General features: G+C 54.4%; 30 protein-coding genes. 23 read left to right on the top strand and 7 right to left on the bottom strand.

Features of this window, described 5'->3' with window-relative positions:
• Window positions 1–46: 46 nt before the first annotated feature.
• From NST84_RS20460 to NST84_RS20435, 6 genes are all read right to left on the bottom strand, one after another.
• Window positions 47–1,390, bottom strand: a complete 1,344-nt coding sequence (locus NST84_RS20460) for an LLM class flavin-dependent oxidoreductase (RefSeq protein WP_342561995.1) — start codon at window positions 1,388–1,390, stop codon at window positions 47–49.
• Between the two features lie 41 nt (window positions 1,391–1,431).
• A complete protein-coding gene (locus NST84_RS20455; RefSeq protein WP_342561994.1) occupies window positions 1,432–2,244 on the bottom strand; it encodes an ABC transporter permease in 813 nt (270 codons plus the stop codon).
• Window positions 2,241–3,092 (bottom strand): ABC transporter permease, encoded by an 852-nt coding sequence (locus NST84_RS20450; RefSeq protein WP_342561993.1) that lies wholly within the window; start codon window positions 3,090–3,092, stop codon window positions 2,241–2,243. The genes NST84_RS20455 and NST84_RS20450 overlap by 4 nt, the downstream gene beginning before the upstream one ends.
• Before the next feature lie 45 nt (window positions 3,093–3,137).
• Entirely contained in the window at window positions 3,138–4,148 is a 1,011-nt protein-coding gene (locus NST84_RS20445; RefSeq protein ID WP_342561992.1) for an aliphatic sulfonate ABC transporter substrate-binding protein, read from the bottom strand.
• A 54-nt stretch (window positions 4,149–4,202) separates the two neighbouring features.
• On the bottom strand, window positions 4,203–4,979 hold the full coding sequence (locus NST84_RS20440; protein ID WP_342561991.1) for an ABC transporter ATP-binding protein: 777 nt from the start codon (window positions 4,977–4,979) through the stop codon (window positions 4,203–4,205).
• A gap of 150 nt (window positions 4,980–5,129) precedes the next feature.
• A complete protein-coding gene (locus tag NST84_RS20435; RefSeq protein ID WP_342561990.1) occupies window positions 5,130–5,804 on the bottom strand; it encodes a TetR/AcrR family transcriptional regulator in 675 nt (224 codons plus the stop codon).
• Window positions 5,805–6,000: 196 nt separating this feature from the next.
• Between NST84_RS20435 and NST84_RS20430 the strand changes: the two genes are divergently transcribed.
• Window positions 6,001–7,254 carry an aspartate kinase gene (locus tag NST84_RS20430; protein ID WP_342561989.1) on the top strand — a complete coding sequence of 418 codons (1,254 nt, stop codon included), beginning with the start codon at window positions 6,001–6,003 and terminating at the stop codon, window positions 7,252–7,254.
• A gap of 535 nt (window positions 7,255–7,789) precedes the next feature.
• Here NST84_RS20430 and NST84_RS20425 read toward each other — a convergent pair.
• Window positions 7,790–8,656, bottom strand: coding sequence for a YitT family protein (locus tag NST84_RS20425; protein ID WP_342561988.1), 867 nt, complete (start codon window positions 8,654–8,656; stop codon window positions 7,790–7,792).
• 253 nt (window positions 8,657–8,909) lie between these two features.
• Between NST84_RS20425 and NST84_RS20420 the strand changes: the two genes are divergently transcribed.
• The 22 genes from NST84_RS20420 (at window position 8,910) to NST84_RS20315 (ending at window position 26,504) form a co-directional block, all read left to right on the top strand.
• Window positions 8,910–9,152: a YqhV family protein gene (locus NST84_RS20420; RefSeq protein WP_342566480.1), complete on the top strand. Its 243-nt coding sequence runs from the start codon at window positions 8,910–8,912 to the stop codon at window positions 9,150–9,152.
• Between the two features lie 83 nt (window positions 9,153–9,235).
• Entirely contained in the window at window positions 9,236–10,228 is a 993-nt protein-coding gene (gene spoIIIAA, locus NST84_RS20415; protein WP_342561987.1) for a stage III sporulation protein AA, read from the top strand.
• On the top strand, window positions 10,221–10,739 hold the full coding sequence (spoIIIAB, locus tag NST84_RS20410) for a stage III sporulation protein SpoIIIAB (RefSeq protein ID WP_342561986.1): 519 nt from the start codon (window positions 10,221–10,223) through the stop codon (window positions 10,737–10,739). The genes spoIIIAA and spoIIIAB overlap by 8 nt, the downstream gene beginning before the upstream one ends.
• A 13-nt stretch (window positions 10,740–10,752) precedes the next feature.
• The gene (spoIIIAC, locus tag NST84_RS20405; protein ID WP_020426549.1) at window positions 10,753–10,956 is read left to right on the top strand and encodes a stage III sporulation protein AC; all 204 of its coding nucleotides are present in this window, start codon (window positions 10,753–10,755) and stop codon (window positions 10,954–10,956) included.
• A 9-nt stretch (window positions 10,957–10,965) separates the two neighbouring features.
• Window positions 10,966–11,355, top strand: a complete 390-nt coding sequence (gene spoIIIAD / locus NST84_RS20400; protein ID WP_342561985.1) for a stage III sporulation protein AD — start codon at window positions 10,966–10,968, stop codon at window positions 11,353–11,355.
• Between the two features lie 52 nt (window positions 11,356–11,407).
• Entirely contained in the window at window positions 11,408–12,622 is a 1,215-nt protein-coding gene (spoIIIAE, locus tag NST84_RS20395; protein ID WP_342561984.1) for a stage III sporulation protein AE, read from the top strand.
• Between the two features lie 55 nt (window positions 12,623–12,677).
• Window positions 12,678–13,460, top strand: a complete 783-nt coding sequence (gene spoIIIAF, locus NST84_RS20390; RefSeq protein ID WP_342561983.1) for a stage III sporulation protein AF — start codon at window positions 12,678–12,680, stop codon at window positions 13,458–13,460.
• Window positions 13,461–13,491: 31 nt separating this feature from the next.
• The gene (gene spoIIIAG, locus NST84_RS20385) at window positions 13,492–14,133 is read left to right on the top strand and encodes a stage III sporulation protein AG (protein ID WP_342561982.1); all 642 of its coding nucleotides are present in this window, start codon (window positions 13,492–13,494) and stop codon (window positions 14,131–14,133) included.
• A 47-nt stretch (window positions 14,134–14,180) separates the two neighbouring features.
• Window positions 14,181–15,077 (top strand): SpoIIIAH-like family protein, encoded by an 897-nt coding sequence (locus NST84_RS20380; RefSeq protein WP_342561981.1) that lies wholly within the window; start codon window positions 14,181–14,183, stop codon window positions 15,075–15,077.
• 325 nt (window positions 15,078–15,402) lie between these two features.
• Window positions 15,403–15,912, top strand: coding sequence for an acetyl-CoA carboxylase biotin carboxyl carrier protein (gene accB / locus NST84_RS20375; RefSeq protein WP_342561980.1), 510 nt, complete (start codon window positions 15,403–15,405; stop codon window positions 15,910–15,912).
• Between the two features lie 60 nt (window positions 15,913–15,972).
• Window positions 15,973–17,316: an acetyl-CoA carboxylase biotin carboxylase subunit gene (accC, locus tag NST84_RS20370; protein ID WP_342561979.1), complete on the top strand. Its 1,344-nt coding sequence runs from the start codon at window positions 15,973–15,975 to the stop codon at window positions 17,314–17,316.
• A gap of 117 nt (window positions 17,317–17,433) precedes the next feature.
• Entirely contained in the window at window positions 17,434–17,850 is a 417-nt protein-coding gene (locus NST84_RS20365) for an Asp23/Gls24 family envelope stress response protein (protein ID WP_342561978.1), read from the top strand.
• A gap of 74 nt (window positions 17,851–17,924) precedes the next feature.
• Entirely contained in the window at window positions 17,925–18,464 is a 540-nt protein-coding gene (gene amaP / locus NST84_RS20360) for an alkaline shock response membrane anchor protein AmaP (protein WP_342561977.1), read from the top strand.
• Between the two features lie 15 nt (window positions 18,465–18,479).
• The gene (locus tag NST84_RS20355; protein WP_090719125.1) at window positions 18,480–18,713 is read left to right on the top strand and encodes a DUF2273 domain-containing protein; all 234 of its coding nucleotides are present in this window, start codon (window positions 18,480–18,482) and stop codon (window positions 18,711–18,713) included.
• A gap of 309 nt (window positions 18,714–19,022) precedes the next feature.
• Entirely contained in the window at window positions 19,023–19,472 is a 450-nt protein-coding gene (nusB, locus tag NST84_RS20350; RefSeq protein WP_342561976.1) for a transcription antitermination factor NusB, read from the top strand.
• Between the two features lie 109 nt (window positions 19,473–19,581).
• The gene (folD, locus tag NST84_RS20345; RefSeq protein ID WP_342561975.1) at window positions 19,582–20,439 is read left to right on the top strand and encodes a bifunctional methylenetetrahydrofolate dehydrogenase/methenyltetrahydrofolate cyclohydrolase FolD; all 858 of its coding nucleotides are present in this window, start codon (window positions 19,582–19,584) and stop codon (window positions 20,437–20,439) included.
• Between the two features lie 9 nt (window positions 20,440–20,448).
• Window positions 20,449–21,834 carry an exodeoxyribonuclease VII large subunit gene (xseA, locus tag NST84_RS20340; RefSeq protein WP_342561974.1) on the top strand — a complete coding sequence of 462 codons (1,386 nt, stop codon included), beginning with the start codon at window positions 20,449–20,451 and terminating at the stop codon, window positions 21,832–21,834.
• Window positions 21,806–22,063, top strand: a complete 258-nt coding sequence (gene xseB, locus NST84_RS20335) for an exodeoxyribonuclease VII small subunit (protein WP_342561973.1) — start codon at window positions 21,806–21,808, stop codon at window positions 22,061–22,063. Before xseA ends, xseB begins: the two co-directional genes overlap by 29 nt.
• Complete coding sequence (locus tag NST84_RS20330; RefSeq protein WP_342561972.1) at window positions 22,050–22,994, top strand: polyprenyl synthetase family protein; 945 nt, start codon at window positions 22,050–22,052, stop codon at window positions 22,992–22,994. Before xseB ends, NST84_RS20330 begins: the two co-directional genes overlap by 14 nt.
• 94 nt (window positions 22,995–23,088) lie before the next feature.
• Window positions 23,089–24,996: a 1-deoxy-D-xylulose-5-phosphate synthase gene (gene dxs / locus NST84_RS20325; protein ID WP_342561971.1), complete on the top strand. Its 1,908-nt coding sequence runs from the start codon at window positions 23,089–23,091 to the stop codon at window positions 24,994–24,996.
• A 47-nt stretch (window positions 24,997–25,043) separates the two neighbouring features.
• The gene (locus tag NST84_RS20320; RefSeq protein ID WP_342561970.1) at window positions 25,044–25,922 is read left to right on the top strand and encodes a TlyA family RNA methyltransferase; all 879 of its coding nucleotides are present in this window, start codon (window positions 25,044–25,046) and stop codon (window positions 25,920–25,922) included.
• Window positions 25,923–26,033: 111 nt separating this feature from the next.
• Window positions 26,034–26,504 carry a hypothetical protein gene (locus NST84_RS20315; protein WP_342561969.1) on the top strand — a complete coding sequence of 157 codons (471 nt, stop codon included), beginning with the start codon at window positions 26,034–26,036 and terminating at the stop codon, window positions 26,502–26,504.
• Window positions 26,505–26,517: the final 13 nt, after the last annotated feature.

Raw genomic sequence — 26,517 nt, 5'->3', positions numbered from 1 at the left:
GCCAAATAAAAAAGCCTCATCCGCTTATACAGCGGGTGAGGCTTTTTTATTTGTGGGATAATTCTTTCTGGAAATGGTGAAGCTGCGGCCGGACGAGGCCGAGATGCTCCCGGAGTGTATTTCCCGTGTATTCTTCACGGAACAATCCGCGGGCCTGCAGGATTGGAATGACATGATCCACGAATTCATTCAAATCTCCAGGCAGAACCGGAGGCATGATATTAAACCCGTCACAGCCGTATTCCCCGAACCAGAGCTGCATCAGGTCGGCCAGCTGCTCATAGGTTCCGACGAATTGCAGATGCCCTCTGGCGCCGATCAGCTTGCGCCCCAGCTCCAGGATCGACAGATTGTCCTTCCGGGCCATGTCCATAATCAGCTGTACTCTGCTCTTCATGCCGTTGCTGGCCTGTACCGGGTCCGGAATCTCAGGAAGCGGCTCGTTTACCGGGTAGACACTCAGGTCGAAGTTCAGCATACCTGACAGCAGCTTGACCACGGCTTCCGGCGGAATCAGCTCCTGCAGCTCGTTGTATTTGCGCTGGGCCTCCTCTTCGGTAGCACCAAGAATAGGGGAGAGGCCCGGCATGATCTTCATGCTGTCCCGTTCACGCCCGGCGCCTGCAAGCTTGGATTTAACGCTCTCATAAAACTTTTTGGCCTCCTGAAGGGACTGCTGGGCTGTAAAGATCACCTCGCCGAAGCTGGCGGCGAACTGCTGTCCCGGCTCGGAAGAGCCGGCCTGAATGAGCACAGGGTAGCCCTGCGGCGGCCGGGGTACGTTCAGCGTGCCTTTTGTGGAATACCACTGCCCTTTATACTCTACCTCTATAATTTTGGCTGGGTCGGCAAATTGTCCCGCTTCACGGTTAACAATGAGAGAGTCATCTCCCCAGCTGTCCCACAGCCGCGTAGCTACCTCAACAAACTCCTGGGCCATCTTGTAGCGCAGCCCATGCTCGGGGTGCTCGGCGCGTCCGAAATTGTGGGCTTCAGTGTCCAGCTGGGAGGTAACGATATTCCAGCCGGCCCGGCCGCCGCTGATGTGATCCAATGTGGCGAATTTGCGGGCGACGTTATAAGGCTCGTTATAGGTGGTCGATACGGTTGCGGTGAGGCCAAGCTTTTCCGTATCTGCTGACAAGGCCGACAGCACGGTTAACGGGTCCAGCATGCCTGCAGCAGATTGATCGGCGCCCATTACATACAGCAGATCCGCCAGAAACATCATATCGAATTTTCCGCGTTCCGCAGTCTGGGCAACTGCCCGGTAAAATTTATAATCAAACATATTTTCCGCTCCGGAGTCCGGACGCCGCCAGCCGTAATGGTGATGGCCGGTAAAATAAATGAATGCCCCTAAATGCAGCTGCCCTTGTCTGGCGCTCATATAAATCTCCCTTTCTGTTACTGAAGAATATGGTAATAGACTTAACCTTTATACGTATCCCGCCAGCGCAGCCAGCGCTTCTCAAGCAGGCGTACAGCCGAATCCGACAGCTTGCCGACTATCGCAAAGATCGCAATACCGACAAAAACAATATCCGTCTGCGAGTAAGCACGCGCGTCCTGAATCATGTAACCGACGCCTGCGCTGGCTCCCATCATCTCTGCGACGACCAGAACGAGCCATGCTGTACCCAGGGAAAGCCGGAGTCCAAGCAGAATATTGGGCAGTGCCGACGGGATAATGACCCTGCTGAGCAGCTGCCATCTGATGAACTGGTAGATCCCGGTGACCTCAAGCAGCTTGAGCTCAACACCCCGGATACCAAGAAATGTATTTACATATACAGGGAAAAACGCCCCGAGCGAGATCATCAGAATCTTCGAAAACTCGCCTACACCGAACCATAAAATAAACAGCGGCACCAGCGAGAGCATAGGAATCATCCGCAGCATCTGGAGTGAAGGATCGAGCGTACGCTCAGCCAGCTTGCCGAGTCCTGTAGACAGGCCGAGCAGCAGTCCGGCCGCGCTGCCAAGCGCAAAGCCCACACCCGCCCGGTAGAAGCTGATACCCATATGCTGCAGCAGCTCGCCATTGCCAAGCAGGCGGAAGGCTTGCCTGATGATCTGCGAGGGTGCAGGCAGCAGGGTAGCTGATACAAGGTGCAGGGCGGCTGCCAGCTGCCAGATCAGGAGAATGACTACTGGTACAATCCACCCGTGGAGAGCTGCCGGTATACGGCTGAGAGCGGCTCCCGGACGTTCGCTGGTTCTGCCAGCAAGCGGCTTGTTCATTTGGCACCCTCCCCTTTATAGCTGTCCTGCCAGCGCAGCATTCTTGCTTCAATCAGCCTGATCACGAAATCGGAAAGCTTGCCGACTACCGCAAATACGATAATGCCTACGAACACAACAGTCGTAAGGGAGAAGGATCTGGCGTCATTGATCAGATAACCCACCCCCGAGCTGGAGCCCATCATTTCAGCAACGACCAGTCCGAGCCAGGCTACACCGACCGACAGCCGGATACCCAGAAAGATATTAGGCAGCGAGGCAGGAAGGATTAATCTTGTGATCATCTGCCACTTACTGAACTGCAGCACCTTGCCTACATCAAACAGCTTGCTGTCTACAGAACGGATACCGAGAAATGTATTGACATACAGCGGGAAAAAAGAGCCTTTGGCAATCAGCAGCAGCTTGGAGGTTTCACCGAAACCGAACCACAGAATAAACAGCGGGGCAATCGCCAGATGGGGCAGCGTCCGCAGCATCTGTAGGGTCGGATCAAGCAGCCGCTCGGTTTTATAGGAAAATCCGACCCAGATGCCTGCCGCCAGGCCCAGGCCGCCGCCAATCAGGAAGCCGAGCAGGGCTCTCCAGGCTGATATGCCCAGATGTTTAGCAAGCTCGCCGGAGCTGGTCATACCAACCAGTTCTGCCCATATGCTGCTGGGCTTCGGGAGCAGGACGGGGTTCAGGTAACCCAGCGTCCCGGCAATCTCCCAGGCGATCAGCAGCCCCACAGGAACAAGGAGGCCAAGCAGCAGGTTGGTAGTCATAATGGACAGGCTGCTGCTTTTCAATGTGCGCTTTTTGGGGGTTAGAGGTGGGACAAGCGCTTTTTCCGCACTTGCTTGCATGATTGAACGCCTCTTTTCTCTGATGATCTGATAAATAAAAGCCTGTTATTCCAGCGGCTCCTTCAGGGCAGCCTCAATGTACTGGTTATCGGTAATCTTTTTGACCTCAATTTCGCTTCTGATATTTTCAATTTTGTACTGGAAGTCTGCAGTTATCTGCATTTCAGCAACGATGTCATCACTTACAGGGATGTTAATAATCCGGGAGCGCTCAAAAATCCCTTTAACCACCTCAACAGGAATACTGCGTTCCGCCGCATATCTTTCTAGTGCCTCATTTTCGTTTTCGGTTTCCCATTTCAGCGTTTTGTTAACGGCCTTCAGATAAAGCGTGACAAGATCAGGATGCTGGTCGGCAAAAGCCGTACGTGCAATGGTAAAGGAAGGGGAGAGTACGCCGAGCTGTTCGCCGTCTGTCAGCACTTTTCCCTTACCGGTCAGCGTATTCAAAGTGATATAAGGATCCCAGGTTGCCCAGGCATCAACGCCGCCGTTCTCAAAAGCAGACTGCGTTTCATCAGGCTGCAGCTGGATGATTTCGAAATCGCTGTCTGGCAGGCCCGCTTCCTCAAAGCCGCGGTAGAGGAAGTTATAGGCATTGCTTCCTTTGGTAACTGCGATCTTTTTGCCTTTCAAATCCGCAAGTGAGGCGGCAGTGCTGCCGGCAGGCACGATTACAGCGACGTTATTTTTGCCGTCCAGCGCCTGGGAGATGATTTTAAAAGGAATGTTCGCCGCCTGGGCCGCGATAATCGGCATGTTGCCGAGACTTGCGATATCGAGCTTATTCGAAGCAATGGCTTCTGTCATCGGAGGGCCGCTCTGGAACTCAATCCATTCCACGGTTGCACCCAGCTTTTCGAACTCCTGCTCGAACCATTTTTCCTCACGGGCTTTGCCGAACACTCCGCCGCTGCCCTGAATGCCGATCTTAACGGTAACGCCTTCACTGGAGGCTGCTTCCTGGCTGCCCGCATCTGAAGTGTTGTTGGCGCAGCCGACAATCAGTATGGACAAAGCGAGCAGCACTGTAAGGATCAGTGACGATTTTTTCATGGTTTTTATCGCTCCTTTAGATATGTAGCTTTTTTATAATAGAATCAGTGCCTGCTATATTCCGCCGCCTACGTCGTAGAGCGGTTCTTCCACCTTTTCAAATTCGTTCAGCACCAGTCTGCGCATCTCCTGGAAGGCCGTGCCCGATCTTTTGCGGGGAAAAGAGAGATCGACCGGCAGCACGCTGCGGATATGCCCGGGACGGGGATTCATAATGACAACCCGTTCTCCGAGGAATACGGCTTCGTCCAGGTCATGGGTTACGAACAGCATGGTCGTCCCGTTGCGCTGCCAGATATCAAGCAGAACCTCCTGCATATGGGTCCGGGTAAAAGCATCCAGTGCACCAAACGGCTCATCCAGCAGCAGCACATCGGGGTTACGCAGCAGCGCTCTCGCAATGGATACACGCTGTGCCATCCCGCCGGACAGCTCCCGGGGATAGGATTTTTCGAAGCCCTGCAGCCGTACAAGCTCAATCAGCTCATTAACCCTTTGGCGCACCTGGGGATTTTTCAGGGAAAGATTGGCTGCGATGTTCTTTTCCACTGTCAGCCAGGGGAACAGCCGCGGCTCCTGAAAGATAAACCCCTTCTCAATGCTTGGGCCTTCGATCGGCTTGCCGTTCAGCAGAACCGTTCCCGTGTAACGGGTGTCCAGCCCGGCGACGATTTTGAGCAAGGTGCTCTTGCCGCATCCGCTGGGGCCGATAATCGTTACAAATTCACCTTTCCGGACCTGCAGCCGGATGTTGTTCAAGGCAATCACATCACCCGCGGGGGCGGAGAAGGTTTTGCTCAGTCCGTCGATCACAAGCAGCTCTGAGGCCATGATAGTCATTCCTTTCGCATTAATTTAATAATACATACATGAATACTTGGTATTATTGCTAAAAAAAAGAGAGTCACGCTATTATAATGGTCTTTAACAAACTGAACATCAATTCGTTTTGTTATGACGATATATTAGCAATGACATTTCTCACTTGTCAAACATTTTTTTATTATGGAACCGGAACAGCTTGGCCGCAGTACGAGGATCCGTCTCCGGCAATGGCGTATCTGCCGCCAGAAACAGTGCGACGATGCCGGAAGGGTTAATGTGGACGGGGATTTCATAGCCGGGGGCAAGCTGCAGGGTGAGGCCCTGGATCAGGCTGACAAAATAAAAAGCCAGCTGCCGGGAATCTCCGGCAATGAGCGTTCCATCGGCCTGTCCCTGCCGGATAATCTCCGCCAGCGGCTCCAGATTGCCGGTAAACCGCTGTGTGGCGGCCGCCCTGATCTCCGGGTTAACGGTCTGATTGGTACGGATGCTCTGCAGCATAATAGTGAAGGCCCAGTTGCTCTCATTGGACAGCCAGCCTTTGCAGAACTCAAGCAGCTTGATACGCGGGTCTGCATCAAGCGAAGCCAGATCCTCCAGTGTCGTGCCGTACGCTGTCTGCCCGCGCAGCAGCACCTCGCTGAAAATGTCATCCTTGGAGGAAAAATAGTTATAAATATTGCCCACGCTAAGATTGGCCTCCCGGGCAATATCCTTGATATTGGTCGAATCTATTCCGCGTTTGGCGATGGTCTGCAGGGCGGCATCCAGTATGTGCTCAATGCGTTCTTTTCTCAGCTGCAGGTCCTTCTGGACGTTTCTCGGCGACATGATATTCCTCCTTGTAAAGCGCATGGCTGTATGCGGGCCCGGCTCTAAGTATATCCTATAGTTTGCGGATATTCAGAAAATGGGCGCATTTTTTTGTGAAACCATTAACGCTTGATGTCATTTTCGTATTATACTGGGTTAAAGCGGTAAACCAAAATATGAGCTACATAGAGCGAAATAGGGAGTGAATGGAACTTTGTCACTTTATGTCATGAAATTCGGAGGCAGCTCCGTCGGCGACATTGAACGTATGAAACGGGTCGCTAAGCGCATCGCAGAGAAGCAGGATGAAGGGCACCGCTGCGTTGTGGTTGTATCCGCTATGGGAGACACTACCGATGATCTGATCGATCAGGCAAAGGCGCTGAATGAACAGCCGCCGGCGCGCGAAATGGATATGCTGATGACAACAGGCGAACAGATCTCTGTTGCGCTGCTGTCCATCGCCCTGCACGGGATCGGCAGAAATGCCGTCTCATATACAGGCTGGCAGGCAGGCTTCCGTACAGATGAAACTCACGGCCGGGCCCGGATTAACGAAATTGTGCCGCGGCGTGTGCTGGAGTCGCTGGAACGCGAACAGATCGTTATTGTGGCAGGCTTCCAGGGCATGACGCTGGACGGCGAGATTACGACGCTGGGACGCGGAGGCTCCGATACAACGGCAGTAGCACTGGCAGCTGCAATCAAAGCGGACGTCTGCGAAATTTATACCGATGTGGACGGCATCTATTCCACCGACCCGCGTATTGTGAAGAAGGCACGCAAGCTGAAGGAAATCTCCTATGACGAGATGCTGGAGCTGGCCAATCTGGGCGCAGCGGTACTCCATCCCCGGGCTGTAGAATATGCCAAGAGATATCAAGTGAAGCTGGTCGTCAGATCGAGCTTTAATCATAATGAAGGTACTGTTGTGAAGGAGGAAGCAAGCATGGAACAGGGAGTTGTAGTAAGCGGGATTGCGTTTGACAAAAACGTGGCACGGATCAGTATTCTGGGAGTGCCGGATGTGCCGGGCGTCCTTGCCCAGGTATTCGGCAAGCTGGCTGCTGAAGGCGTTGACGTGGATATTATCGTACAGAGCGGTGTCCAGAACGGCACAGCCGATTTTTCCTTTACAGTAGGGCTGGGCGATCTGGACCGGGCGAAGGAAGTGATTGAAGAGCTGCACAGCGAGCTGCCTTACCGTGAAGTAACCTCGGAAGATAACCTGGTCAAAGTATCGATTGTCGGTGCAGGCATGGTCAGCCATCCGGGTGTAGCTGCACAGATGTTCGAAGTAATCTCCAGCCAGGGCGTCAGCATCAAGATGGTCAGCACCTCGGAAATCAAGGTTTCCTGCGTTGTTGAATCAGGCAACCTGCCGCAGATTATTCAGGCGCTGCACACTGCCTATAACCTGGATACAGAAGAGCAGGCCTTTGTAGGCGGACCTAAGGACCGCAGATAAGTATTTAAAATAGGGATGCTTCTTCAGCCTGAGGGCTGGGGGAGCATCTTTTTTTAGGTGAAAATACCATACGCTTTAGGACGGCGTATCCGTCAATATGCTGCAATAATGTGCTGCGCTGTGCCGCCGGTTGCTGTAACGGACTCAGGAGGCGTTATTGCGTACTTTCCTAGCAATTTCCTGCTCTAACGGACACAGATGACGTTAGTTGCGCCGAAAAGCCCGGATATGACCGTTCGGGTCGCAACTAACGCCCCTGGTGTCCGTTAGTTTCCGCAGTAGCGGGAATTTACGGAGATAACGTCATCTGAGTCCGTTACATATCTATGAAAGGAATTTGGCAAAAGAAAAAGCCTGCAAACCACTACTTATAGCGGAATGCAGGCGTTTATTTTTATTTACATAAAGGGGGAGTGGAGTAAGAGAATTTGGAACTGTACAAATCAAGAAATCTGCAGACAACAGCGGCCGGAAGTCCAAATTACTCTGGAGTCACGGCTCAACCCTTAAATTGGATTATAAAATCACTATTCAGCTAACTCAGCCGCCGGAACCGGCCCACGATCTCCACCGTCTCCAGCACGTTCACGAACGATTTCGGATCGGTTTCAAGAATCGTCTTGCGCAGCTCGGCCAGCTCATAGCGTGTCGTTACGGTCATCAGCATCGTATTGCCCTCATGGCTGTAACCGCCCTCCGCGTTGACTACAGTGACCCCGTGGGGCAGCTGGGTGAGCCGGCTCAGCATCTTTTCCCGCTCTTTCGTGACGATGAAGCAGGTCAGCTTGACGTGACGGATATGAATCATATCCACGACCCGGCTTTTTACGAAAATACAGAGCATTGCATAGAGGGCGGAATCCCAGCTTTTGAAAAAGCCGAGGCTCAGGATCACCAGTCCATCCATCACGAACAGTACGGTCCCCATCGGAATATCGCGTTTGCGTGTAATAATCGAGCCAAGAATGTCAAATCCCCCGGAAGAGCCTCCCGCGCGCAGCGAAAACCCTACCCCGCAGGCTATGATCACCCCGCCGAAAATACTGGCCAGAATCGGATCCTTGGTCAGCTTGATGACCGGAATGACAGTCAGGAACCAGGTCGTCGCTATGACGGACAGCATGCTCAGACAAATATATTTTTTGCCTACGGCCACAAAGCCCCAGAGCAGAATCGGAAAGTTGATTGCAAAATAGTACAGCGAAATATATTTGGGATTCGTAAGATAGCCGATAATGGAAGCCGTCCCTGCCACCCCTCCGCTCAGCAGCTGGTGCGGAATAAGAAACAGCCGGAGGCCGCTTGCTACCAGAAAAGCTGAAAGAATAATAACAGCCACATCTTTAACCTGCCTGGCTACACTGCTTGATACTAGCGGTACTACGAGATTACGAACTTGCATGCTGAAATTCCCCTCTTTTTTTCTTAGTCTATCCAACGTTATACGCTTCTATTTCCCGGCAACAAAATAACAAAATAATTTTATCACACTGATGATATTTTTTTATAGATAGTTTTTCTATGATTTCTTTCACACTCCGGCTGCAGAGGATCCTATTTTCGCTTGTCTAAAGTGGCCAGCTTGCGCATATCCATGGGTAACAGCAGATTTGGAATAAAAGGAGCTGAACAGATTGGACAAGTATGTAAGCTGGATGGCGATATTACGGCTGCTGTCCGGCAGTGTAGAGATTACGGCGGCGCTGATCATGCTGAGGCTGAACCAGGTGGACAAGGCGCTGGCAGTCAATTCAGGACTGGCTCTGGTAGGGCCGACGATTCTGATTCTGACGACGGCTATCGGGCTTACGGGGATGGCGCAGGAGCTGTCCTGGGGCAAGCTGGGCTGGATCGGCTGCGGGGTGGCCTTTCTCTTAATCGGGATTCTGAAAAAATGATAGATGATAGGCATAAAGCTCAGGTACAAGCATAAATATGGAATAAAGCTATAAAAGTAGAGGACAGCTTGGGGGTACATTGTATGGCTAACGACTGGCTTTTCCTGTTTCCCGAAAAAGTAAGAGTGCTATTGAGCGGACTTCCGGCCCCTCTTCTGGCGAAGCTTGAGGAGATCAGAGTCCGGGAAGGTCGCCCGCTGGAGATTAACTACTCCGGCAGATACCATTTCCTCTGCGAAAGCGGCAGCCTGACCCAGCATCCCGCAGAAGCGTACAAGCCAAGCCGGGAGGATACGCACCGGCTGCTTGATCTCATCAGCAATCACTCCCTCTATACGATGGAAGAGGAGCTGCGCAAGGGCTTCATCACCATCCCCGGCGGACACCGGATCGGCCTTTCCGGTCGGACGGTGCTCAGCGGAGGCGGTGTGGAGCATCTGCGCGACATTACCGGCTTCAATGTCCGGATTGCCCGTGAGCTTCCAGGCATCGCCGACAGCGTGCTGCCCTATCTGGTAGAGCGGGGGCGGCAGCGGATCCTGCATACGCTGATCCTCTCGCCGCCGCAGCACGGCAAGACCACGCTGCTGCGTGATCTCGCCAGGCAGATCTCGGCCGGCAGCCCGGAAGGCAGCCGCCCCGGCCTCAAGGTCGGCATCGTCGACGAGCGCTCTGAAATCGCCGGCAGCCGCCGCGGCATCCCGGCCTTTGATGTCGGACCGCGCACCGACATCCTCGACGGCTGCCCGAAAGCAGAGGGGATGATGATGATGATCCGCTCCCTCTCGCCCGAGGTGCTGGTCGCCGATGAAATCGGCCGCCATGAGGATGCCGAGGCGGTGACGGAAGCGCTGCATGCCGGAATCTCCGTGGTAGCAACGGCTCACGGCAAAGAAGTGGCCGAGCTGGCCCGGCGTCCGGGCCTCGGGGGGCTGCTGGAGCACCGGATGTTCGAGCGGTATGTCATCCTGCACCGCACCGAGGCAGGACTGACCTTCCGCATTCTGGACGGGCAGAAGCGCGGGCTGCTCCTCATTACGCCGGAAGAGCAGCAAGGCGGTGAACGCCGTGCTTAAACTGCTGGGTGCCGTGCTGGTCGTGCTGGCCGGTACGCTGGCCGGGTTCACCCGGGCTGCCCAGTATGCAGACAGGCCGCGGAACATCAGGGGGCTGATTGCTGCACTGCAGCGGCTGGAGACCGAAATTCTCTACGGCTACACTCCGCTGCCGGAAGCGCTGCGCCGGATCGGGCAGCAGTCAAAGGGGCCGCTGCAGGCCTTCTTTACCGCCGCTGCCGATGAGATGAGCCCGCCGCTGGACCATAGTGCCGAGGAGGCTTTTAAGCGGGCGATGGAGCTGCATTTCCGGTCTGCCGCCCTGAAGGGTGCGGAGAAGGAAATTCTCCGCCAGCTGAGCTGCACGCTGGGCACAAGCGACAGGTCGAATCAGAGCACGCATATTGCGCTGGCTTTGCAGCAATTGAAGCAGGAGGAGACAGCGGCCAGAGAAGATCAGGGCAAATATGAAAAAATGAGCAAAAGCCTGGGTCTGCTGCTTGGAGTACTGATCGTCATTTTGATCTTTTAGCGAGGTGCCAGGAATGAATATTGAGGTCAACGCGATTTTTCAAATCGCCGGCATCGGCATCATTATTGCCATGATCCATACGGTGCTCAAGCAGATGGGCAAAGAGGATATCGCCCACTGGGTAACGATCGTCGGATTTATCATCGTGCTGTTTATGGTGATCCGGATGCTGGACGGACTGCTGCAGGAAATCAAAACGATTTTTCTTTTTCAGTAGGCAGGCGGTATGGAAATTATTCAGGTAGTCGGAATCGGGCTGTTGTCGACGGTGCTGATCCTCGTGCTGAAGGAGCAAAAGCCGATATTCGCCTTTCTGCTGACTACGGCAGCGGGCATTCTGATCTTCTTGTTCCTGATCGGCAAGATCGGCACAATCCTTGGGACGCTGGAGCGGGTGGCGGAGTCCTCGGGAATGGAAATGATCTACATCAAAACGGTGTTCAAAATCATCGGAATTTCCTATATAGCAGAGTTTGGAGCGCAAATTGTGCGTGATGCCGGGCAGGAGTCCATCGCCTCCAAGATCGAGCTGGCCGGCAAGGTGCTGATTATGGTGCTGGCGGTGCCGATCATCAGCATTATTATCGAAACCGTGATGAAGCTGCTGCCTGCCTGAATCCCGGGCGGAGCGGGAGCAGCCGGAGAAAGGCGGGAAGAGAGGAGTGCAGGTGCACAAGATTCCTAAAATAAAAATACTGCTGCTGCTTCTGCCCTTTCTGCTGCTGCTCTGGTGCGGGGAAACGGCCGCGGCAACCGGCGCTCCGCAGGCTTCAGGAGGCACCTCCTCACCCGTAGACGGCTGGGTCAAGGGACAGGTGGAGAATCTGCCGCTGGACGGAGTGGAGTCTTACTGGGACCAGCTGATGACGGAGTACGGCGGATTCTTCCCGGACGGGCAGACCCCGTCGCTGATGGATATGCTGCTTCCCGGCGAGGACGGTCTCAGCTTCGCCAGTGTCCTTTCCGGACTGGGTAAATTCATGTGGCATGAGGTGCTCTACAACGGCAAGCTGCTGGTTACGATCGTTATGGTCAGCGTGCTCAGCATGATTCTGGAGACGCTGCAGACCGCTTTTGAACGCAAGGCTGTCAGCAAAATCGCTTATATGCTCTGTTACATGGTTGTGCTCGTCATCGCCGTCAACAGCTTCAACATTGCCATCGGCTACGCGAAGGATGCGATCGACCGGATGATTGACTTCATGATGGCGATGATTCCGCTGCTGTTCGCGCTTCTCGCCTCAATGGGCAACATCGTTACCGTTTCCGTTACGCATCCGCTGATTGTGTTCATGATTCATACAGTCGGCACGCTGATTCACACGATTGTGTTCCCGCTGCTCTTTTTCTCGGCGGTGCTGCATCTGGTGAGCGCCATGTCGGACAAATACAAGCTGACCCAGCTGGCAAACCTGCTGCGCAATGTCGGGGCCGGGCTGCTGGGAGTCCTGCTGACTGTGTTCCTCGGCGTCATTTCGGTCAGGGGCATCACCAGCTCGGTGACAGACGGTGTGACGATCCGCGCCGCCAAGTACATTACCGGAAATTTCGTACCGGTCATCGGCAAAATGTTCGCGGATGCCACCGATACCGTCATCTCGGCTTCACTGCTGGTAAAGAATGCAATCGGGCTCTCGGGCGTCATCATCATCCTGTTCCTGTGTGCGTTTCCGGCGATCAAAATTCTGATTCTGGCGCTGATCTACAATGTGGCCGCAGCTGTCATGCAGCCGCTCGGCGAGACGCCGATCGTATCCTGTCTGCAGACCATCGGCAAAAGCATGATTTATGTCTTTGCCGCTCTGGCCGCCGTATCCCTGATGTTCTTCCTGGCCGTTACGATCATGCTGACCGCAGGCAATGTCACGGTGATGATGAGGTGAGGCCTGCGGGACGGGAAAAAAGCGGATGCCTACTAACGTCCAGGGGGTTAAGAATATGAGCTGGTTAGGCGATTGGCTGCGTGAGCTCATTCTGGTAGTCCTGATGGCTGCCTTTGTAGAAATGCTGCTCCCGGGCAAGTCGATGGAGCGCTACGCCAGGCTGGTACTCAGCCTGCTGGTCCTGCTGACAATGCTCAGCCCGATTGTCTCCCTGCTGAAAGGGGATGCCGCAAAGGAGCTGAGCGTGGCGCTGGGACAGCAGGAACAGCAGGGCGGACTGTTCTCCGGTGCAGGCCAGGGCGCCGGGGAGCTGGAGCAGATTCTGGCGGACGGGCGGCTGCTGGCCGCAGGGGCGAAGGAGCAAAGCCTGCAGCTGGCTGCGGAGGAAGTAGCCGGCCAGATGCGGGAGCAGGTCACCGGCAGCACAGGGCTGCAGGGAGTCAAGGTGACCGTGAAGCTCGGGCTGAGCGAAGCATCCGGCTCCGGCGGCGAAGCCGTTCCTGTAATTACCGCGGTTAACGTGTCCCTGCCGGCTTCAGCTGCAGCGGGTCAGGCCGGCAGCACCGGAGCAGGAACAGGGACCTCAGACGGCAGTTCTACAGGAAGTGAACCGATCCGGATTGAACCGGTGGAGCCTGTGCAGGTGCAGATCGGCGAAGGTACTGGCGGCGCGGTACAGGAAGTGACAGCCGGATCAGCAGACGGGGCGTCCGGTGCCGGAGCTGGCGGGCAGGAGGCAGAGGCGGATGAAATTATAAAGCTGCTGGAGGCAAACTGGAATCTGGAACACGGAATCATCCGGGTCTCGGGCAGCCCGGCAGGCAGCGGTAAATCCTGAGGCAGCGTTATTGATGAGGGGGGAATAAGAAGTGGCCAACTGGTTAAAAAAGCTGGAGCAATGGGCAGGCGGGGGCTCCGGCAGTCCGAAAAGGAGTCATACCTTCCGCTGGCTGATCATTTTGGGACTGCTGGGTGTGGCAATCATGCTGTTCAACTCCTTCGTGAACGTGAAGAAGCTCGACAGCGAGAATACGGGGCGGGAACCGCCGGCTGTTGAGTCTTCGCAGACCACACTGCAGCAGGGGGATCTTAATAACTCCGGCACGTTTGACAGTATTGAGCAGGCGATGGAGGAACGCACCAAGGAAATCCTGGAGAAAATCGTCGGTGTCGGAACGGTGGACATCATGGTTACTGTAGAGTCTACAGAGGAAATCGTTGTGACGCGGAATATGAATGATTCGCAGCAGCTCAGTGAAGAGACCGATGCCAGCGGCGGCAAGCGGCATACTACGCAATACACCAGGGACGGTGAAATTGTCACTTACAGCCAGTCAGGTGATGAGACCCCGATCATTACAAAACGGATCAAGCCGCAAGTACGCGGCGTGCTCGTTGTAGCCAAAGGCGCGGAAAACAAGGTTGTCCGCGGATTGATTGAAGAGGCCATCCAGAAAGGCCTGAATGTTCCGAGCTACCGTATTTCCGTCGTGCCGCGCAAGCAGGAATAGGCGGACAAATCACATAAATCCAATATTATTTTTAGGAGGAAACAAAAATGAAGGGCAAAAGACAAACGATTTGGTTGGTTTCCATGCTCAGCTTGATGGTGGTGCTGTCGGCTTACTACTTATTCACTGAAGACACCGGGGCCTCCATTCCCAAGGAAACCGCAGGTACCATCCAGGTAGACAGTGCGAATAACGGCACAGGTACAGCGGATTCCACAGTGCTTGACAACGGCCTGGTTATCAATGAAGTGGATACTCAGGGCGCACTCAGCACGGATGCCGGTTCTGAAGCAGCGGCTGCAACAGAAAACACTGCAGCTGAAGATGCTGCAGCAGCGGCTGTCACTGACCCGGCTCCGGACACAGCCGGCAGCGAAACGGCGGCTGCACCGGATAAGAGCAGCACGGACAGCGCCAAGGAAGATACTGCTGCCGTAACGGACAAAACAGCCGGTGAGCAGACAGCGTCAAGCAGTGATAAAGCAGCAGCTGACACCTCTGCAGACAGTGCCACAGCTTCCACTGAAGGCACGCCAGCCAAGGGCGATGATGAAATCCTGAAGGAAGTAGCCGCACAGAGCGCTTCTGCAAGCAGTATGTTCACCAACTACCTGTTCGAACGCGACCAGCAGAACCTGAAGAATTACAATGACCTGATCGCCCAGATCAACGATATGAGCAAGACACCGGCCGAGAATGCAGTTGCCCAGGAGCAGCTCGGCAAGCTTGAGGAAAAAGAATCCAAAATCAGCGATATCGAAACCCAGCTCCAGCAGAAATATGGTGAGGCTATCGTCAAGGAGGAAACCGGGAACAGCTACACAGTGGTTGTACTCAGCGAGAAGCTGGATGTGAAGCAGGCCGTAGGCATTGTGGATCTGGTGATGAAGGAACTGAGCGTTACCCAGGACAAAATCCGCGTCCAATATGTATCTGAGCAATAATTTCCAGCATAAAAAAGCAGATAATGCCGAAAGAGCCCGGGTGAGTCCCGGGCTCTTTCCATTTCTAGCGTTTGTGATATAATACATAAAGTTATCATGATGAAAGCGACCTCAGATTTGCGTTATCCCTGAAGCTATGCTTCAAAAGAGAAACGGTGAGGCCGTTTTTTGCTTGAAAGATAAGAAAGGATATATTTCACACTATCCTCTATCCTTATCTTTTTCGCAGAAACGAATAGCGTCCTTTTAAGGACGGCGTAACCGTTTCAACTTATCCGTACCAGAAAAGTAACTTCGAGAGAAAGCTGAAGGAGTGAACGATTAAATGTTCAAGTTAAGCGAGATTAAGGAATTGATTACATTGCTGGACCAGACCTCCTCCGTACATGAGCTGGAGATTGAAAGCGAAGGAATGAAGCTGGCTATACGTAAACCGGATCGCGCTGAAGCTGATGGCAATGCAATCCAGGCGGCTCCTTATGTCTATCCCTTTACGCCAGCACCACAGCCGCTCAGCCCGCAGCACGTTGCACCTACGGCCCCAAGTGAGATCCCGGCTGCATTACAGCCGCAGTCTTCCCCTGCCGAAGGAGCATTACATAAAATTGTATCTCCAATGGTAGGAACCTTCTATAGTGCCGCTTCTCCGGAATCCCCGTCCTTTGTTAAGGTAGGGGACCGTGTAAATGAGAAATCGACCGTCTGCATCATCGAAGCGATGAAGCTGATGAATGAGCTGGAAGCGGAAGTAAGAGGCGAAATCGTGTCTGTGCTTGCCGAGAACGGCCAGCTTGTAGAATACGGCCAGCCGCTGTTTCTGGTAAAGCCGGAGTAATTGCCGCAGTACTAGAACAAGAGGAGCTAGCTGGCCTCGTTAAACTTTGGGAGGAAACGCATGAACATTCAAAAAGTGCTGATTGCCAACCGCGGTGAAATCGCGGTGCGCATCATTAGAGCCTGCCGCGAAATGGGCATTTCCACCGTCGCGGTCTATTCGGAGCCTGACCGGGATTCACTGCATGTCCGGCTGGCAGATGAGGCTTACTGTATCGGTCCGATGCTGTCGAAGGACAGTTATCTGAACTTTACCAATATTATGAGTGTCGCTACCTTAACGGAGTGCGATGCCATTCATCCCGGATACGGATTTTTGGCTGAAAATGCCGATTTCGCCGAAATCTGCGGATCCTGCAATATCACCTTTATCGGTCCTTCCCCGGATGCCATTACCCGGATGGGGGACAAGGCTGTAGCTAAGGACACCATGAAGCTGGCCGGTGTTCCGGTTATTCCGGGCTCTGACGGGCTGGTGGGCGATGTGGAGGAGGCTGTTATGCTGGGCCGTGACATCGGCTACCCGATCATTATCAAGGCTACTGCAGGCGGCGGAGGCAAGGGCATCCGGATCGCTGAAGATGAGGAATCCCTGGTGAAGCAGATTACCGCTGCCCAGCAGGAAGCTCAGAAGGCCTTCGGCAATGGCGGTGTCTACCTGGAGAAATTCCTGACCGGAATGAAGCATGTGGAAATTCAGATTATCGCAGATAATCATGGTAATGTCGTCCATCTGGGCGAACGTGACTGCTCCGTGCAGCGCCGCCGCCAGAAGCTGGTCGAAGAAGCTCCGTGTTCCGTGCTGACGCCGGAGATCCGTGAAGCGATGGGCCAGGCGGCTGTACGTGCAGCGCAGGCCGTGAATTACTCCGGAGCAGGTACGCTGGAGTTTCTGCTGGGCCCTGACGGACAGTTCTACTTCATGGAGATGAACACCAGAATCCAGGTTGAACATCCGGTAACAGAGATGGTTACCGGCGTGGATCTGATCAAGGAAATGATCTCGGTGGCAGAAGGCAATCCGCTCTCCTTTACCCAGGAGGATATCGTGATCAACGGCTGGTCGATTGAGTGCCGCATTAATGCCGAAGATCCGGACAAGAACTTTATGCCTTCACCTGGCAAAATCGGCTTTTACCTACCTCCGGGCGGACTGGGTGTACGTGTGGACAGCGGGGCTTATCCCGGCTATACAATCTCACCTTTCTATGATTCGATGATTGCCAAGCTGATCGTCTGGGCGCCGACGCGCCAGGAGGCAGTGGCGAAGATGAAGCGGGCGCTGGCTGAATTTGCTGTGGAAGGTATACATACCACGATCCCGTTCCACCAGAAGCTGCTGGAGCATCCGGTATTCCTGGACGGGAATTTTGATATCAAGTTCCTGGAAGAGTATGAAATTTAGGACGGATTCTCATTGTTTGTCATAAAGTTCGGCAAATGATATAGTATGTTTAATAAGAGACGTGCTCTCCGTTATAAATATTGAACAACTTTTTTATTGAAAGGGTTGAAGTCCAAGATGAGTACATTGCCGACGGAATTCGAACGTACGGAGATCGGCGAGATCCAGATTGCTCCGGAAGTAATCGAGGTTATCGCAGGTTTGGCTACCGTGGAAGTCAGAGGCGTGGCCGGCATGAGCGGCGGATTCGCCGGAGGAATTGTGGAGCTGCTCGGCCGCAAGAACCTGTCCAAAGGAGTAAAGGTAGAGGTTGGACAACGTGAAGCTGCCGTTGATGTCTCCGTAATTATCGAGTACGGCAACCGTATTCCGGAAGTAGCCGGAGAGATTCAGCGTAATGTCAAGCGTTCCATCGAGACTATGACTGGTCTGACTGTAGTGGAAGTGAATGTGCATGTCCATGACGTTCAGTTCAAAACTACCGTAAGCACGGACAAGAGTGAAGATACAGAAGCGGTTCACCGCGTGAAATAAGGGCCCTCGTTTATCTATAAACCCCCGACAGCACCGTCGAGGGTTTACTCTAATTTAAGGAGGTTATGAGACCAGTGGCAAAAATTTTGGACAGGCTTCTGCTGTTTATCTACAGCCTAAGCATCGGAATATTATCTGTAATTGCCATTCTCCTCCTGAGCGGCGCAATACCGGATACGGTGGAGATTCAGGACGGTCCGGCCGCCTACATTGCAGCCATTGCAGTGGCAGTCGTTCTGTTTCTGCTCAGCATCCGCTTCTTCTATATCTCTCTGCGCCGTGACCGGGCCTCCCAGCCGTCGGTGGACCAGCGTACGGAGTACGGGGACATTCAGATTTCCATGGAAACCATTGAGAACCTGAGCCTGAAGGCAGCAGGGAAGGTCAAGGGGATCCGGGACCTGAAGTCGCGTATCCGCGTGTCGCAGGCCGGACTTGAGATTATGATCCGTGCGGTAGTGGACGGCGAGCATTCGCTCCCGCTGCTGACTAATGAGGTTCAGCGTCAGGTGCATGATTTCGTGCAGGAGACGACCGGAATTCCGGTTGCAGACGTTTCGGTCTATATTGCCAACCTCACACAGTCTCCAAGCTTCAAAAGTCGAGTGGAATAGAGGTGAGTTTCCCTTATGCCCTGGAAAGAAGTATGGGAAAGTCACGGGGGCAGAATCGCCGGAGTTACCTTCGGTATTGTGCTTGGCCTGATTTATCTGATTAGCGGTTTTTGGGATATGCTGTTCTTTGCACTGGTAGTGTTCATCGGATATACGCTTGGCAAAAGAAAGGATACGGCGCAGCCGCCCCTGTTTGTATGGCAGGAGCTGGTGGAGCGGCTGTCCGGACGCTGGCGTCCCTTCAAATGAACCGCGATAGCCTTTCTCCCGGAGCCTGGAACCCGTTTCTTTTGCGTTATCTGGCCTGCCGGGTGAGGGCTGTGCGGTTTTTTTGGTTACTGGATGGACCTACAATCCGTTTAACTGTATTTCGTACAATTAGATACCGACATATGAACCCCGGTACAGCCCCGGCCGGTTTTTGACTGTACGAAATACAATTAGGGATAAAGCAGACGGTTTTATGCTGAGAATAATTGTGATTGCACTGTAATGAATGATTTGCCGGAAACAATGCTTTACGATATAAAATGCGAGATAAGATTGTAGGAGGAACACATGAAGAGACGTTTAGCGAGAGAGATTATTGTACAGAGCCTGTACCAGATGGAAATGAACGATGTGGATAGTGCGGAAGCGGTAGAAATGCTGATCGCGGAGGCATCCGAAGAGAATGAAAGCGAGCATGTTATTACGGATGAGGTTGAACTGAAGGCTTATGTCGTGCTGCATGTGAACGGCGTATGGGAGCACAAGGTGGCTATCGACGATATGCTGGAGCATTACCTTAAGGGCTGGCAGATGAGCCGTCTGTCCCGGGTAGACCGGCAGATCCTGCGCCTGGCTACTTTTGAAATGGTCTTCGCTGACGATGTGCCTGCCAAGGTTGCGGTCAACGAAGCGATTGATCTGGCCAAGCATTTCGGCACAGAGGATTCCGGCAAATTCGTGAACGGTGTGCTCGGCAAAATGATCCAGGAAATCGATAAGCTGAAAAGCGAGCTGTAAGCCAGCTTTTTTAAAAAAAGGACTCTAACAGCAGACAAGCAGTAGCCCGTAATACCAGCCATCGTGTTTTAATCACACTTCTAGAGTAGATAAAAGGGGAGAGACTTACATGACAGCAGCAATCATCAGCGGTAAACAGGTATCCGAAGAAATTCGTATTGACATCGCACAGCAGGTGAAAGACCTGGCAGAGCACGGCGTAAAGCCTGGTCTTGCTGTCGTTCTGGTCGGTGAAGATCCGGCGTCCCAGGTCTATGTGCGGAACAAGGAGAAATCCAGCACAGAGCTTGGCTTCCACTCGGAAGTGCACAGACTCGATGCAGACACAACCCAGGAGGAGCTGCTCGCCCTGGTAGCAGAGCTGAACAGCCGTAATGATATTGACGGTATTCTCGTACAACTTCCGCTGCCTAAGCATATCGAGGAGAAGGCGGTTATCGATGCCATTGCTGTGGAGAAGGATGTGGACGGTTTCCATCCGATCAATGTCGGCAACCTTGTTATCGGTGATGACAGCCTGTTGCCTTGTACACCTGCGGGCTGTATTGAGCTGATCAAGCGGACAGGCACCGGTATTGCCGGCAAGCATGCCGTAGTAATCGGCCGCAGCAACATTGTCGGCAAGCCGGTCTCCCTGCTGCTGCAGCGTGAGAATGCTACCGTAACCATGTGCCACTCCCGTACAGCGAATATGGCCGAAATCTGCCGTCAGGCGGACATTCTGGTAGTAGCGATTGGGCGGGCTAATTTCATCGACGGCTCATACGTGAAGCCGGGCGCCGTTGTCATCGATGTCGGGATGAACCGGCTGGATTCCGGGAAGCTTGCCGGAGATGTGGACTATGAGAGCGCGCGGGAAGTTGCCGGATACATTACACCTGTACCTGGCGGCGTAGGCCCGATGACCATTACCATGCTGATGAGCAACACGCTGATTGCGGCCAAACGCCGCCGCGGCCTGGAATAGGAACTGCTTATGGCGGCAGAACGGCAAGTTTTATCCATCAAGGATCTGAACAAATATATCCGGATGAAGCTGGATTCAGATGTGCTCCTGTCGGATGTATGGGTCCGCGGGGAAATCTCCAACTTCACGCATCACGGCAGCGGGCATATGTACTTTACGCTGAAGGATGAGAGCAGCCGGATCAAGTCGATCATGTTCGCCTCGCATAACCAGCGGCTGCCCTTTGTTCCGAAGGAAGGGACCAAGGTTATAGCCAGAGGCAATGTAACGGTATATGAACGGGACGGGCAGTACCAGTTCTATGCGACCCATATGCAGCCTGACGGCATCGGCAGCCTGTATATGGCTTACGAGCAGCTGAAGCGGAAGCTGGAGCAGGAAGGGCTGTTCGCAGCGGACCGCAAACGTCCGCTGCCGCGCTTTCCGCGCGTTGTCGGGGTTGTAACTTCACCGACCGGCGCGGCTGTACGGGATATTATCATTACGCTGCAGCGGCGCTTTCCGCAGGTAGCGGTGGTGCTGTACCCCGTGCTGGTGCAGGGCAAAGGGGCTGGGCCCTCGATCGTGAAGGCGATCCAGAACCTGAACGCCATGGGCGAGGCCGACGTGCTGATCGTCGGCCGCGGGGGCGGCTCACTGGAGGAACTGTGGGCCTTCAACGAAGAAGCCGTAGCGCGGGCGATCGCCGGCTCCGGCATTCCGGTGATCTCGGCAGTCGGTCATGAGACCGACTTCACGATCGCCGATTTCGCCGCCGATCTGCGGGCGGCGACCCCTACCGCGGCGGCCGAGCTGGCTGTGCCGCATGCCGCCGAGCTGGCCTCGCAGCTGCGCACGGCTGAGCTGCGGCTGCGCCAGGGCCTGCTGCGCCGCTCCCAGCGCGGCGGCGAGCGCCTCGCCTCGCTGCAGCGCTCGCTGGCGCTGGTCGGCCCGCGCCGCCAGCTGGCCCAGCACGCGCAGCGGCTGGACATGCTGCGCACGGCGCTGAGCCGCGCAGCCGAGACCCGGCACCGCCGCGCGCAGGAGCGCCAGGCGGTGGTGCGTGCACGGCTGCAGCGGTTCCACCCGCAGGCCAGCGTGAATGCGGCCCGGCAGCGCACCGAGGGCATCACCCGCCAGCTTACGGGGGCGATGCAGGCGCGCCTGCGGGACAAGCGTGCGCGCTACGTCTCGGAGCTGCGCTCACTCGACGCGCTCAGCCCGCTGAAGGTCATGTCGCGCGGCTACAGCCTCGTCTACGACGAGAAGGAAGAGCATTTAATCAAATCGCTGAAGGAAGTGGAGCTCGGCGATGTGGTCAACATAAAGCTGAATGACGGACAGCTAAGCTGCCAGGTCTGGGGAATGAAGGAGGATGGCAAAGACGATGACGAAGGAAGCGGAACTGGATTTTGAAGGAGCCATGGAGCAGCTGGAGGAAATCGTCCGTGAGCTTGAGCACGGCGACGTTCCCCTGGAGAAAGCCATTGATTTGTTTCAGCAGGGCATGAAGCTGTCGCAGCTGTGCGGCAGCAAGCTGGAGCAGGTGGAACGCAAGATCGAAATGATTACCGAGATGGACGGGGAATTGCGCAAAAAGCCTTTCGGCGCCCGGCTGGAAGGGGACAGCGATGAACAGGTCTGAGCATAGCCCGGAGCTAGAGGCGGCAGGCGGAGTACGCCAGCCGCTTGAGGCATATATCGCCACTGTGACTGAAGCTGTTCTGCAGGAGCTGGAAGCTACCCTTCCGGCGGACTGGACGGTCCCGGGTCATCTGAAGGATGCAATGAATTATTCATTGCAGGCCGGCGGCAAGCGCCTGCGCCCGCTGCTTGTTGTTGCAGCCTGCGAGGCGCTTGGCGGTGCCCGTAAGGCTGCGCTGCCGGTCGCGGCGGCTATCGAAATGGTGCATACCTATTCACTGATTCATGACGATCTGCCTGCTATGGATAACGATGATTACCGGCGGGGCAAGCTTACCAATCATAAAGTGTTCGGCGAAGCGACTGCTATTCTGGCCGGTGATGCCCTGCTGACTCACTCGTTTTACAGCGTAGTCCAGGCCTCCCGCCGTCACGGCGTGCCTGCAGAGCAGGTTCTCTCCATTGTCGAGGAGCTGGCTGAAATGGCCGGCCCGCGCGGCATGGTCGGCGGACAGGTGGCCGATATGGAAGGCGAGCAGGGGCTTACCAGCCTGGAGCAGCTTCAGTATATCCACCGCCATAAGACAGGCGATCTGATCGTGTTCTCCCTGCTGGCCGGCGGACGGATTGCCGGTGCAGACCAGGCGCAGCTTGAAGCGCTGCGCGAATTCGGCACACAGATCGGGCTGGCCTTCCAGGTGCAGGATGATATCCTTGACCTGGTCGGCGATGAAGGCAAGCTCGGCAAGAAGACAGGCAGCGATATCAAGCAGCAGAAGGTGACCTACCCTTATTTTATCGGGCTTGAAGCCTCGCGTGCTGAAGTGGAGCGTCTGACGGAAGCTGCCCGCAGCGCCGTACTGGCAGGGGGCTTTAAGGACAATTCGCGGCTGCTGGAAATCGCATCCTATCTGATGTCAAGAGATCATTAGGCAAATTTCGGAAGCGGCTGTATTTCGACAGCCGTTTCGTTTGTGTTATAATGGGGTTTATATTTTACAACATCTAGGAAAGCGGGGAAGACTCGTGCTGCTTCCAAATATAAATGATCCGGAGCAACTGAAAAATTTATCAGTGCCAGAGCTGGACGCCCTTGCAGAGGAGATCCGCAAGTTTCTGATTGAGAAGCTCACTGTAACAGGCGGACATCTGGGGTCCAACCTGGGGGTAGTGGAGCTTACGCTGGCACTGCATTACTGCTATGACAGTCCCCGGGATAAAATGATCTATGATGTAGGACACCAGGCATATGTCCACAAGATTCTGACCGGCCGGCAGGACCGTTTCGACACGCTCCGCAAGAAGGACGGACTGTGCGGCTTTGTAAAGCGCTCAGAGAGTGAGCATGATGTCTGGGAGGCCGGGCACAGCAGCACCTCCTTGTCTGCGGCTATGGGCATGGCCATGGCGCGTGACCTGAAGGGTGAAGACAACAAAGTGATTGCTGTGATCGGTGATGGTGCGCTGACCGGCGGGATGGCCTTTGAAGCGCTGAATCATATCGGGCATGAGCGCCGCAAGCTGATGGTGATCCTGAACGATAATGAAATGTCCATTGCGCCTAACGTCGGAGCTATGCACAATTATCTGAGCAAAATCCGTTCTGACCGCCATTACCTGCGGGCCAAGGACGAAGTGGAAGGGCTGCTCCGGAGAATTCCGGCTATCGGCGGCAAGCTGGCCAAGACAGCGGAGAAGCTGAAGGACAGCCTTAAATATATGATGGTTCCCGGCGTGCTGTTTGAGGAGCTCGGCTTCACCTATCTCGGTCCGGTAGACGGGCATGATATCGAGAAGATGATTGACACCTTCCATCAGGCGGACAATGTCAACGGACCGGTTCTGGTGCATGTGCTGACTACCAAAGGTAAAGGATATAAGCCAGCCGAAACCGATTTCTACAAATCCCATGCCATTTCTCCTTACAAAATCGAATCCGGCCAGCCGCTGAAAGCGGTGGGTAAGCCGCCTATGTACACAGAAGTGTTCGGGGAGGCGCTGATTGAGCTGGGCCGAGAGGACAAACGTCTGATCGCAGTAACACCGGCCATGCCGGGAGGCTCCGGCCTGTTCCCGTTCGCGAAGGAGTTCCCTGACCGGATGATCGACGTCGGCATTGCCGAGCAGCATGCGGCAACGCTCTGCGCAGCGCTGGCTATGGAAGGAATGAAGCCGGTCTTTGCGGTTTATTCCACCTTTATGCAGCGTGCCTATGATCAGATTCTGCACGACATCTGCCGCCATAATGCCAACGTAATGTTCGCCATTGACCGTGCGGGCTTTGTCGGCGCAGATGGCGAGACGCATCAGGGGGTTTATGATATCGCCTTTATGCGTCATATGCCGAATATCGTCATCATGATGCCTAAGGATGAGAACGAGCTGCGCCATATGATGAAGACGGCTCTGGAATATAATGACGGGCCGATTGCTTACCGTTATCCGCGGATTGACGGAACAGGTGTGGCTCTGGATAAGGAGCTGCACACCATACCGATCGGTTCATGGGAATGCCTGCGTACCGGCGACGATTACGCTGTGGTTGCCTGCGGGCCGATGGTTCAGGTTGCCGAAGAAGCGGCAGAGCTGTTAAAGCGCGAGGGAATCCAGATCGGAGTCGTGAACGCACGCTTCCAGAAGCCGCTTGACAATTCAATGCTGCTGGAGCTGGCCCATGCCGGAACCTCAATGGTCGTCTTGGAAGAAGCCAGTGAGGCGGGAAGTCTGGGCAGCGCAGTGCTGGAGTTTTTTGCATCGCAGGAGATTTATGATGCACGCGTGCATCTGATGGGTGTACCGGACATCTTTGTTGAGCATGGTTCCGTTAAAGAGCAGCGCCAGCAGACCGGTTTGACCGTAGAGTCGCTGTGTTCACGGATCAAAGCCATGAAGGCGCTGAGCAAATATACTTATAAGTCAACTTCCACATCCTGATAACTAAGGCAGTGAGCGGTTGACTCAAGAATGATCAGGAGATGAACATGGAACACCCTAAAGAACGGATTGATGTATTACTGGTGGAACAGGGCTTTTATGAGAGCCGTGAGAAGGCCAAGGCAGCCATTATGGCCGGCTTGGTGCTCGCAGATGAGGAGCGGATCGAGAAAGCGGGGATGAAGGTGCTCCGCAGCTCTGTTCTGAAGGTCAAAGGAGCTGTGCATCCTTATGTCAGCCGCGGCGGCCTCAAGCTGGAGAAGGCACTGCGCAAATTCGAAATCGGCCTGACCGGACGCGTCATGCTGGATATCGGCTCCTCCACCGGGGGCTTTACCGACTGTGCCCTGCAGCACGGGGCAAGTCATGTCTATGCCATTGACGTCGGCTATAACCAGCTGGACTGGAGCCTGCGCAACGATGAGCGGGTAAGCGTAATGGAGCGGACGAATTTCCGTTACATGACACCTCAGGATCTGCTGGGTCCGGTGCCTGATTTTGCGAGCATTGATGTTTCCTTTATTTCACTCAAAATCATCCTTCCCCCGCTCAAAGCGCTGCTGAACCGTCCGGCGGATATTGCTGCACTCATTAAGCCGCAGTTCGAGGCCGGCCGCGAAAAGGTCGGTAAATCCGGCGTTGTGCGCGATCCGGCAGTACATAAGGAAGTACTGGTCAAAGTACTGACTATGGCGGAAGAGCTCGGGTACCGGCTTGAGAACCTGACCTTCTCGCCGATTACCGGCGGCGAAGGGAATATTGAATTCCTGGCGCACTGGAAGCTGGAGGAGGAAGCGGGCGGGGCTGAAGCGCATCCGGCTCCGCGCTATTCCGGTGACAGCTTCGCGCTGCTGGCTGATACCGTCATCAAAGAAGCTGCAGCGACCTTTACGGCCGCTAACGGAAACTCATCGAAGAAACGATGAGTTTCTTTTGCTTGAAAAGTCATTTTTTACCCAAGACTAAAGAACAGTAAGCGGTGACGTGAAGCAGGAGTTCCCGGCAGGCTGGGCGAATAAATCACCGAGGTGATTTGCGTGGCAAGCTCTGACAAAGCCGTTGTGGCGCTTATTGGACTGGCAGTTGCGATATTTCTGGTATACCGGATTTATCTTTGGCTGCAGAGCTCACCGAGCTCCTTTTTAAAGGACCGGGTGCCGATCAACAATGATATTGCTCCCCACCCTTCCATTGAGTGGCTGGAGGCAGCAGGATATGAGGTGATTGGCGGCAAGCTCAAAATCCCGTTATCTTTTAATGTAGACGGTGCCCCTATGTACAGCCGGCTGTTTATTGATTATGTAGCCGGTAAAGAGGACGGCTCCTATTATCTGGTCATTCTGTCCAGGCCCCGCAAGGAGCTGGAGTTTACAGGGAGCGCACTCCGGGATGCACTTCTGCCCTATCTGCTGATTTATCCTGACTGCAGCGGGGTGCTGTATGTCAACACGGCATCGTCCGCTATCCATGTGATTTCTTTTGGCAGGGATGACGGCGAGTCCGCTTAATATTCATTTTTAC

Origin of the sequence: Paenibacillus sp. FSL R7-0345 (genome assembly GCF_038595055.1) — a bacterium.
In the GTDB taxonomy this organism is placed as follows: Bacteria; Bacillota; Bacilli; order Paenibacillales; family Paenibacillaceae; genus Paenibacillus_AQ.
The sequence above is the reverse complement of the archived record's forward strand: the minus strand, read 5'-3'. Positions and strand labels throughout refer to the sequence as shown.